Here is a 9819-nt window from a genome sequence, read left to right on the forward strand (position 1 = left end):
TGCCCTCGCCCAAGCGGCTGCGCGTGCAGGTCGGGCCGATGATCGTCGCCGACACCACCAAGGCGCTGGTGTTCTACGAGAGCGACCATCTGCCGGTCTATTACTTCCCGATGAGCGACGTGCGCGAGGAGTTCCTGCTGCCGAGCCGGACGACGACGGAAGACCCGTTCAAGGGCGTGGCCACGCATTATTCGCTGAACACCGGCATCACGCTGGTCGAGGATGGCGCCTGGCGCTATCTCGACCCCGTCAAGGGATGCCCGCCGATCGCGGACTACATATCCTTCTACTGGCCGAAGATGACGCATTGGTGGGAGGAGGACGAGGAGATCTTCGTCCATGCCCGCGATCCGTTCCGGCGCGTCGACTGCCTGCCTTCGTCGCGGCGCGTGCAGGTGATCCTCGACGGCGAGCAAGTCGCCGATTCACGGCGCGGCGTTTTCCTTTTCGAGACCGGTCATCCGGTGCGCCACTATCTGCCGATTTCGGACACGCGGCTCGATATGTTTACGCCCAGCCGCTACATCTCGCGCTGCCCCTACAAGGGCATCTCCAACTACTACCATGTGACCACACCTAAGAAGCGGCACGAGAACCTGGTCTGGTATTATCCCGAACCCGTGCATGAGGCCGAGCGCATCAAGGGGCTGGTGTGTTTTCATCACGAGCTGGTCGACAGGATACTGGTCGACGGCGTGGAGATTCCAAAGGAAGCGACGGCGGCATCCGACGGGTATTTCTGAGCGGTCCCCATTGGGCTAGGAACGCGAGGGCGCAAAATGAAAACCGTCTTCGTGGCGTTCCTTCACAGCACCCCCCTCTGTCCGGTAGGACAGAGGGGGGTGCTGTTCCGCCAGCGTAAAAACTTTACCGCCTCGATCTTGCACGCCTCGGTGGTTGATTGCTTGCTGTGGCCGCCGCCAGCGCACTCCATCTCACTCGAAATCCCGTAGCAACCGCCGAAAATGCCGGTTGAAATATTTTTCAAATAGAAATAGGAATGTTCAACCGGTGATCGCGGCGCGGCGGCGCGCCAATGAGTGGAGGAAGCGACATGTCCCATCCGCAATTCGCAGCGGAACTCCTGCAGCGCGCTGAGAAACAAGGGCCGATCACCATCGGTCTGGCCGGCGCCGGGCAGATGGGAACGGATATCGTCGTCCAGGTAGCACTCATGCCGGGCATGCGCATCGGCGCTATTTCCGAAGTCAGGCCGCAGGCGGCAATCGATGCGGCGCTTCTTGCCGGCCATGACCGTTCCGACATCGTGCAGGCGCCCAATGCCGCGGCCATCGACCGCGCCATCGAGGCCGGCAAGATCGCAGTCACCGAGGACCTTCATGCGCTCGCCGCCGCCGGCCGCATCGACGTCATCATCGATGCCACCGGCAATCCCAATATCGGCACGCTGTTCGCGCTCGAAGTGATGAAGAACGGCAAGCATATCGTCATGCTCAATGTCGAGGCCGACATCACCATCGGCCGTTTCCTCAAGGAAGAGGCGCGCAAGGCCGGCGTCGTCTACACCGGTGCGGCCGGCGACGAGCCCGCCTGCACGCTGGAGATCATCGGCTTCGCCAAAAGCCTCGGCTTCACAATAGTCGCCGCCGGCAAGGGCAAGAACAATCCGCTCAACATCGACGCGGTGCCCGCCGACTACGAGAAGGAAGCGGCCGAGCGCAACATGAATGCTCGCATGCTGGTCGAGTTCGTCGACGGCTCGAAGACGGCGATCGAGATGGTGGCGATCGCCAACGCCACCGGCCTGGTGCCCGACGTGCCCGGCATGCATGGCCCGACGGCGACGCTGGAGGAACTGGCCAGCGTGCTCTGCCCGCGCGAGGACGGCGGCGTGCTGCACCGCAAGGGCGCGGTCGACTATTCGATCGGCAAGGGCGTCGCGCCCGGCGTGTTCTGCATCATCGAGACGAAGCACCCTCGCGTGCTGGAGCGCATGATCGACCTCAAGGTCGGCAAGGGCCCCTATTTCACGATCTTCCGCCCCTATCACCTCACCAGCCTCGAAGTACCGCTGTCGGCGGCGCGCGCCGTGGTCTACAAGCGCGCCGACATGGAGCCGCTCGACCATCCGGTGGCCGAAGCGGTGGCGGTCGCCAAGACCAATCTCGGAACCGGACAGTCGCTGGGCATGATCGGCGAGAACGACTATCGCGGCTTCGCCATGACCTGGGAAGACGCGCGCGCCAAGGGCGTGTTGCCGATCGGGCTTGCAGAACGCGCCAAGGTGGTGAAGCCGATCAAAGCCGGCGACTTCCTGACCTATGAAAATTGTGTACCCGACGATTCGATGGTGATAACCCAGATCCGCCGTCGTCTCGACCAGTCGGACGGGCGGTTCGTTACCAACGCGGCCTAAAGCGCGTCGCGCTGAAACGGATCCAGGCGACGCGCTTTAGGTCTTTGTTTTCATGCATGCCGTTTTCGCAAAACCGCTGCATACTTTTGCGCGACATGCATTAACCTTGCGGATCCTCGGCTGATGGACGATGTCGTAATCGGGATCGACGCCTCGACGACGGCCGTGAAGGCGATCGCTTTCGCGCGGGACGGCACGGAACTCTTCCAGGCACGCGAAACCTATCCGCTGTCCAATCCGGCGCCGGGCCATTTCGAGCAGGACGCCGAGCATTGGTGGACGGCGCTGCTGTCGGCGCTGAGACAGGTTGCCGACAAGATCGATGCGCCTCGCGTCAAGGCGATCGCAATAGCCCACCAGCGCGAGAGCTTCACGCTGATCGACCGGAACGGCAAGCCGCTCATCCCCGCCATCCTGTGGCTGGACGAGCGCGCCCGCCTCCAGGTGGCGCGGCTTTCAGAAGAACTTGGCCGCGAGGCGATCCGCGACTGGAGCGGCAAGCCGCCGGACCCGACGCCGGCGCTCTACGCCTTGGCCTGGCTGATGGAGCATAAGCCGCAGGCGCTCGCCGATGCGGCAGCGCTGGTCGACGTGCATGCCTTCTTCGTCCACCGGCTCACGGGGCGCCTCGTCACCAGCACGGCGAGCGCCGATCCGCTCGGCCTGCTCGACATAGCGCATGGTGCATGGCATCCGCGGCTTGTCGAGGCGGCAGGCTTGCGGACGGAGCAACTGCCGAAGCTCACAGCCCCCGGCGAAATTTGTGGCACGCTGTCGGAACACATCGCGGCGACGACAGGCCTGAAGGCCGGCACGCCGGTCGTGGCCGGATCCGGCGACGGCCAGGCGATGGGCCTCGGCATGGGCGTCTACGGTCCCGGCAAGAGCTATCTCTCGTTGGGCTCGGGCGTCGTCAGCGGAAACTATTCCGGCACGGTCACGACATCGGATGCATTCCGCACGCTGGTCTCGCCGACCGGCTCCGGCTTCATGCTGGAAACCGTGCTGCGCTCCGGCATGCAGCTGGTCGACTGGATCGTGCGCACCACCGGCTCGCCTTCGGCCGCCGTGCTCGAAAAGGGGGCGATGACTGTTGCCTCCGGCAGCGACGGCCTGCTCGTCATGCCTTATTGGGCCGGCGTCATGAGCCCATACTGGGACGGCGCGGCGCGCGGCGCCATCGTCGGCCTGTCGCTCGATCACGAACCAAAGCATCTCTTCCGCGCAGTGCTGGAAGGCATCGCGCTGGAACAGGCGATCGCCACCGACGCGATGGAGGAGCAGACCGGCAAGGCCGGCGCGATGATCGCGGCCGGCGGCGGCACCAATTCGACGCTGCTGATGCAGATCATGGCGAGCGTGCTCGAGCGGCCGCTCTTCGTCTCGCCGGTCAACGAGGCGGCCGCGCTTGGCGCAGCCATGCTCGCGGCCTCGGCAATCGGCTGGTTCGCTTCGCCGGAGGACGCGGCAAAAGCGATGGCTGCGGAACCGGCAAGGCAGATCGTTCCCATCGAGGCGCTGGTACCGACCTATCGCGCCCGCAAGGAAATCTACCGCGACCTTTATCACGCGACACGCGACATCCACGCGCGACTAGGCTCGGCCTGAATGTGATCAACGCCATATGCGTGCGCTCCGGCCGATGCTAAGTTGCCTGGCGCTGCGGATAATTGCTCATGAAGACAGTTTTTCATCATGCTGCCTTGCCCTTGATTGCCACCCTGGCGGCAATGCCGGCGCCGGCGCTTGCCGGCGACAGGCCGGCATTCGAGCTCACGCTCGACATCGACCAGGACGGCACGATGGACCGTGCCGTGGTAGTGCAGGACGACGGCCCGGCCGACCTCTACATCTATCTGGCGACGGCCGGGGAGAAGCTAGATCCCTCGCGAAAACCCGATTTCGTGCGGAAGGCGCTGACCGAGGACCGGATCCTCGATCTCGAAAGCAAGGGCAAGGGATCGCTGGCGATCACCTCCTGCTTCGGTTGCGGCGCCAGCAAATCGACGGAAGACACACTGACCATCGTCCATCGCCAGGGCAAGTTCCTGGTCGGCGGCTACAGCCGCTATTGGGACTGGGGCATCCAGAAATCAGACGGAACCGTCGAGACGACGATCGGTGATTGCGACATCAACTACCTCACCGGCAAGGCCACGGCTTCCAGAGACCTGGAAGCCGGCAAGCCGGTCAAGGGTAGGTTCAAGCCGGTGCCGCTGAAGAACTGGTCCTACGAGAAGCGACCCAAGATCTGCAGCTTCTGATCCAGTGAATTTCAACGACTGAGCAGCCCCTTGGCCGCGTCCTCGTCGGTGATCAGCACGGAAACTCTCGCGTTGGCGAGCGCCGCGCGCATGACGGCGATCTTCTCCTGTCCGCCAGACACCAGGATGGTGGTAGGGATGTCGGACAGGTCCTGGAGCGGATAGGCGCAGACGCGGCGATTGACTTCATGGTCGACCGTGCGGCCCTCGGCATCAATGAAATGGCACAGGATATCGCCGACCGCGCCGGCCGCCTGCAGTTCCTCCAGCTCGCTCGGCTTGATGAAGCCGTAGTTGGCGATCGGGCTGTCGTTGGAGAAGGAGCCGACGCTGAGCACCGCGATGTTGGCGCGCCGCGCCCTGTAGACCACGTCCTGGACGCTGCGCTGGCTCATGAAGGCATCGCGCTGCTCCGGCCTGTCGGCATAGACCGGCACGGGCAGCAGATAGCATTCGGCGCCGATCTTCTCGGCGAACTCCCAGGCGCTCTCGGTCGGGTTGAGCGGCTGCGCATGGGTGAGGCCGCCGAGCATCGAGACCACTGTGGTCCTGGCGATCGGCCGCCTGGGCAGTTCGTTGATGGCGAATTTCAATGTACGTCCCCAGCCGAGCGCGATCACATCGCCGGGATTGACGTTGTCGGCGAGATAGGCGGCGGCGGCGTGACCGATCAGCAGCGGCGTGTTGCTGCGGTCGGCGGCCGACGGCACGACCACGGCCTGGCTGAGGCCGAAGCGCTGCTTCAGGCCCTCCTCCAGTTGCACGCATTCGACGACGCTGTCGCGGATGCGGAATTGGACCACGCCCTCCTCACGCGCGGCCGACAGAATGCGATGCACCTTGATGCGGCCGACGCCGAGGATCTCCGAGATCCGCTCCTGCGTCAGGCCTTCGACATAATAGTGCCAGGCAGCGCGGGCCTTGAGCTCGGCATCCGGAAAGCGCGAAGCCCTCTCGTTCTCGATCACCGCCATCCTTGTGCCTCCCGGGTGCGCTGGACTTTCCCTATGGCAAACCGTCGGTTCGCGCAAACCATCGCCGAATGCATGCACGGCACTTGACAATTTTCTGATGAACGTTTTAGCTGAACAAAATTGCATATCAAAGATAAATTGTTCACAAGGGAGGTGCCTGGTGAACAAGAGCGGCCGGCGCGCCATCGCCGGTCCGCTGACGGAGGAGACGAAGTGGCCGTGAGCAACGAGACGAGCGAGTTGAAGGCTGGCACCGGCGCCGCGCAGGCCGCGTCGGTCGCGAAGCTTTCGGCGCTGTTTGCCGGGACGATGGGACCTTTGATCGGGCTGGCGCTCTTGTGCCTGGCGCTGGCGCTGACCACCGATACCTTCCTGACCTTTCGCAACATCCTCAACGTGCTCGACCAGGTCACCGTGCTCGGCATCATGGCGATCGGCATGACGCTGGTCATCCTGATCGGCGGCATCGACCTTTCGGTCGGCTCGGTGCTGGCGCTTGCCTCGATGGTGATGGGCTATGTCGCCTATCCCGACTACCTCAACCTGGGCGTTCCGGTGGGCATTGCCGCGGCGTTGGTCGTGGCCGGCCTCTGCGGCCTGGTCTCCGGCCTGCTGGTGACAGTGACCAAGCTGCCGCCCTTCATCGCGACGCTCGCCATGATGTCGGTGGCGCGCGGTCTCGCCAACATGATCACCGACGGCTCGCAGATCGTCGGCTTTCCCGATTGGTTCACCAACCTGTCGATCGTCCGCCATTTCGGCTTCCTGTCGGTCACCGTCGGGCTGATGATCGTGCTGGCGATCATCTTCGCCATCTTCCTCAACTATCGCGCCACGGGCCGCAACCTTTATGCGATCGGCGGCAGCGCCGAGGTCGCCCGTCTTTCCGGCATTCCGGTGAAGTCGCTGACAAACTGGGTCTATGCCGTCTGCGGCCTGCTTGCCGGGCTCGCCGGCATCGTGCTCGCGGCACGGCTCGATTCCGTGCAGCCGAGCTCGGGCGTCGGCTACGAGCTCGACACGATCGCCGCGGTGGTCATTGGCGGCGCCAGCCTTTCGGGCGGCATCGGCTCGATCGGCGGCACGGCTATCGGCGTGCTGATTATCGGCGTGCTGCGCAACGGGCTCAACCTGCTCGGCGTCTCGCCCTTCGTCCAGCAGGTGGTGATCGGCGTGGTGATCGCGCTGGCGGTCGCCACCGACACGTGGCGGCGCCGCAGGCAATGAGAATTCGCCCGGATGTCCGGGCGGAACGGATCGGTCGATCCGAGACTGGGACTGTCCGGCCGGGGGCGCCGCGATGCGCAGGCGGGACGGAATTGAACACCAACGGAGGAAAAACATGCTGACCAAACGTTCACTGCTGCTTGCGGCCGCGGCCATCGTCCCGCTGCTCGGCCTGTCCGACGCCGCCTCGGCCAAGGACGCCAAGAAGCTCGGGCTGGCCGTCGCCAACCTGCAGGCGGACTTCTTCAACCAGATCAAGCAGTCTGTCGAAGCCTACGCCAAGGAGAAGGGTATCGAGGTCATCACCGTCGACGCCAAGGGCGACTCGGCAACGCAGGTCAGCCAGGTGCAGGACCTCGTCACGCAGAACATCGACGCGCTGATCTACATCCCGGCCGGCGCCACCGCCGCGACCGTACCGACCAAGACCGCCAAGGCCGCCGGCATCCCTGTGGTCAATGTCGACCGCAACGCCGACGGCGCGCCCGGCGACACCTTCATCGCCACCGACAGCGTCAACTCCGCCAAGGGCGTGTGCGACTACATCGCCAAGCAGGCCGGCGGCAAGGGCGAGATGGTCATCATCCATGGCCAGAAGGGCACGACGCCGGAAGTCGACCGTTCCAAGGGCTGCGGTGAGGCGCTGAAGGCTTATCCGGACATCAAGGTGGTCGGCGAGCTCTGGAGCGACCAGTGGCACCAGGACGAGGGCTTCAAGCTGGCGCAGGACCTGCTGCAGGCCCATCCCAATGTCTCGGTCATCTTCGGTCAGGCCGACGCGCTGGCGCTGGGTGCCGCGCAGGCGGTCAAGGTCGCCAATCCGGATCACAAGGTCTGGATCGCCGGCTTCGACGGCGACGTGGCGGCCTTGAAAGCACTGAAGGACGGCGTGTTCGACGTCACCGCGACGCAGCAGACGCAAGGCATGGGCCGGCTCGCCGTCGACTCGGCGATCAAGATCGTGGCCGGCGAGAAGCTTGCCGCCGATCAGTTGCAGGATGCGACGCTGACCACCAAGGACAATGTCGCGCAGTTCATCGAAAAGCATCCCTAAAGAGCCGGCACCTTCAAGAGAGCGCCACGATGTCCACTGAACTTCGCCAAAGCGAAGGCCCGCATAACGGACTCTTCGTCAACGGGCTGAGCAAAAGCTACGGACCGGTGCAGGTCCTGGCCGATGCGAGCTTCGAGGTGCGGCCGGGAGAAGTCGTGGCGCTGCTCGGCGAGAACGGCGCCGGCAAGTCGACGGTGTCCAACATCATCGCCGGTTCGACGAAGCCCGATGCTGGCACCATCATCTGGCGGGGGAAGCCATACTCCCCCGCCAATCCCGCCGCGGCCATCGAGGCCGGGGTCGGCATGATCCATCAGGAACTGAAGCTGCTGCCGGACTTGTCGGTGGCGGAGAACGTCTATGTCGGGCGCCTGCCGATGCGCGGCGGCCGCATCGACCGCGCGACCATGAACGCCAAGGCCTCGGCGCAGTTGAAGCGCCTCGGCCTCGATGTCTCGCCCGAACGCAAGGTGCGCACACTGCGCGTCGCCGCCCAGCAGCAGGTCGAGATCGCCAAGGCGCTGACGCTGAACGCGGAGCTTTTGATCCTCGACGAGCCGACTGCGGCGCTCGGCGGCGAGGAGACGGAACTGCTCTTCCAGCAGATCCGCAAGCTCAAGACCGAAGGCATGTCCTTCATCTATATCAGCCACCGCCTCGACGAGATCGCGCAGATCGCCGACCGCGTGGTGGTGATGCGCGACGGCCGCATCGTCGCGCGGCACGAGCGCGCCAATATCCCGGTGCGCACCGTGGTGGAACAGATGGTCGGGCGCAGCGTCGAGCGCATGTTCCCGAAGCTCTCGCCGCCCGGCGACAAGACGCTGCTCGAAGTCGAGAACCTGTCCTCTCCGGAGCGCAGCTTCAACAACGTTTCCTTCTCGGTGAAATCGGGTGAAATCCTCGGCATCGCCGGGCTGATCGGCGCCGGACGCACGGAGCTGGTGCGGGCGATCGCCGGCGCCGACCCGATCTCGTCAGGCTCGGTGCGCGTCGCGGGCCAGCCGATCGGCCTCAGCGGCCCCGCCGCGGCGATCAGGGCCGGCGTCGTGCTGGTGCCGGAGGACCGCAAGGAACAGGGCGTGGTGCTGGAGCAGACGATCGGCGAGAACCTCGCCATCGGCAATTTCGATCATGTCGCGCCGAACGGCTGGGTGTTTCCGAAAGCGGTGCAGAGATTCGCCGAGGCCGGCATTTCGAGGCTCGGCGTCAAGGGACGGCCGAACCAGGCGGTCTCAAAACTTTCCGGCGGCAACCAGCAGAAGGTGATCATCGCCAAATGGGTGTCGCGGCCGCCCAAGGTGTTCATCCTCGACGAGCCGACGCGCGGCATCGATGTCGGAGCCCGCGCGGCGATCTACGACGTCATCGCCGACCTCGCCCGCTCGGGCATGGCGGTGGTGGTGGTGAGCTCGGACCTCGAGGAAGTGCTGGGGCTCTCGCATCGCGTGCTGGTGCTGAGCCGCGGCCGCCAGCGCGGCATCCTCGATCGCGACGAGGCAAGCAATGTCGCCGTGATGGAGCTCGCCACGAGCTGAGGCACGGCGGATGGGAACAAAGCGCAGCAGGTGATACCCTCCCAGGCACCGGACCGCGCGGGGCGCCAGCAGGACTGGCGCCCCTTCTTTCAGGAAGAGGGAGAGAGATGAAACTGTTCGATCTTCACGGCGACGTGGCATTGGTGACAGGCGCCGGCAGCGGCATCGGTCAGGCGATCGCCATCGGGCTTGCGGAGGCCGGCGCCGATGTCGCCTGCTTCGGCCACAGCTCGAAAGGCGGGCTTGAAGAGACGGCCGGCAAGATCAAGGCGCTCGGCCGCAAGGCGCTGGTGCTGACCGGCACGGTGACATCCGAAAGCGACCTTGCGGCGGCGGTGGAACGTATCGAGAAGAAACTCGGCGCGCTGACGATTGCCGTCAACAA

At 64.8% G+C, this 9819-nt stretch carries 9 protein-coding genes; 8 read left to right on the forward strand and 1 reads right to left on the reverse strand.

Translation table 11 applies throughout. The features are described from left to right. From EOA29_RS14360 to EOA29_RS14375, 4 genes are all read left to right on the forward strand, one after another. Positions 1-743 (forward strand): DUF427 domain-containing protein (locus EOA29_RS14360; protein ID WP_127221061.1); only part of this gene is annotated, 743 nt, incomplete at its 5' end. A 311-nt stretch (positions 744-1054) separates the two neighbouring features. Next, complete coding sequence (locus tag EOA29_RS14365; protein WP_126095357.1) at positions 1055-2377, forward strand: homoserine dehydrogenase; 1323 nt, start codon at positions 1055-1057, stop codon at positions 2375-2377. Positions 2378-2500: 123 nt separating this feature from the next. Continuing rightward, complete coding sequence (locus EOA29_RS14370) at positions 2501-3985, forward strand: FGGY family carbohydrate kinase (RefSeq protein WP_126095358.1); 1485 nt, start codon at positions 2501-2503, stop codon at positions 3983-3985. A gap of 68 nt (positions 3986-4053) precedes the next feature. Next, positions 4054-4641 carry a hypothetical protein gene (locus EOA29_RS14375; protein WP_126095359.1) on the forward strand — a complete coding sequence of 196 codons (588 nt, stop codon included), beginning with the start codon at positions 4054-4056 and terminating at the stop codon, positions 4639-4641. Between the two features lie 11 nt (positions 4642-4652). On the opposite strand, the gene EOA29_RS14380 is transcribed toward EOA29_RS14375, so the two are convergent. After that, entirely contained in the window at positions 4653-5615 is a 963-nt protein-coding gene (locus tag EOA29_RS14380) for a sugar-binding transcriptional regulator (protein ID WP_126095360.1), read from the reverse strand. Between the two features lie 309 nt (positions 5616-5924). Here EOA29_RS14380 and EOA29_RS14385 point away from each other — a divergent pair, with 309 nt between their 5' ends. The 4 genes from EOA29_RS14385 to EOA29_RS14400 all read left to right on the forward strand — a co-directional run. After that, on the forward strand, positions 5925-6842 hold the full coding sequence (locus EOA29_RS14385) for an ABC transporter permease (RefSeq protein ID WP_245464980.1): 918 nt from the start codon (positions 5925-5927) through the stop codon (positions 6840-6842). Positions 6843-6957: 115 nt separating this feature from the next. Beyond that, positions 6958-7896 (forward strand): sugar ABC transporter substrate-binding protein, encoded by a 939-nt coding sequence (locus tag EOA29_RS14390; RefSeq protein WP_126095362.1) that lies wholly within the window; start codon positions 6958-6960, stop codon positions 7894-7896. 29 nt (positions 7897-7925) lie between these two features. Continuing rightward, positions 7926-9434, forward strand: a complete 1509-nt coding sequence (locus EOA29_RS14395) for a sugar ABC transporter ATP-binding protein (protein WP_126095363.1) — start codon at positions 7926-7928, stop codon at positions 9432-9434. A 107-nt stretch (positions 9435-9541) separates the two neighbouring features. Next, a partial coding sequence (locus tag EOA29_RS14400; protein ID WP_127221062.1) for an SDR family NAD(P)-dependent oxidoreductase occupies positions 9542-9819 on the forward strand: 278 nt, incomplete at its 3' end.

It is taken from the genome of Mesorhizobium sp. M1E.F.Ca.ET.063.01.1.1 (assembly GCF_003998155.1).
GTDB lineage: Bacteria > Pseudomonadota > Alphaproteobacteria > Rhizobiales > Rhizobiaceae > Mesorhizobium.